This window comes from Candidatus Hakubella thermalkaliphila, from assembly GCF_013281975.1.
GTDB classification, from domain to species: Bacteria; Actinomycetota; Humimicrobiia; order Hakubellales; family Hakubellaceae; genus Hakubella; species Hakubella thermalkaliphila.
The window spans coordinates 1-545 of record NZ_BLRZ01000478.1 but is presented as its reverse complement, the minus strand read 5'-3'; the positions used below and the strand labels follow the sequence as shown (position 1 = coordinate 545).

Annotated in this window: 1 pseudogene; it reads left to right on the top strand. The window is 41.7% G+C overall.

What is annotated here, in order from left to right:
- Window positions 1-187: pseudogene (locus tag HW443_RS13165) on the top strand (hypothetical protein); the annotation flags it as partial.
- Window positions 188-545 lie beyond the last annotated feature (358 nt).

Here is a 545-nt window from a genome sequence, read left to right as displayed (position 1 = left end):
CAGCTTTGCTCGCTCTTTAAGTAAGAATGGCATGCTTGTACTTGTAGTCGGGCGTGAATCGCGAGTCAGAGGCATTCCTTTTTTTCAATTCATCTATCCTGCTTTAAATTGCGGAGGAAATGGGCGCATACCAGAAAATAGCAACCCCCGAAAGAATTTTCACAAATCGTTTCGGGATGAGTATTAAAGAAGATATTCTGGTGTTACAGATGTGTGGTTTTACTCCACAGTCGGGGAATGCAAGGAATATAGCCAGGTAGCATTTAAAGACAGCGTTGCATATTGCGCAGTGCGATATAGCGGATGACATTAATGATGCTTTGACCCAAATTTCGACTATCGAGCCATCGCCGATATTTGACAAAAAAGGAATCTTATAATGATACAGACACCCCACAAAGACAAGCCGATAGCTGCAATGAATAATCCCAAGTGTAACAGCAAAGACAAAGACATTATTGCTGAAGCACAGAAGGCATACGAATTTTGGGTCTCTGAAATGGACAGGATTTCAAGCACTGGAAAAGAAAGAGTTGTCCAACTTA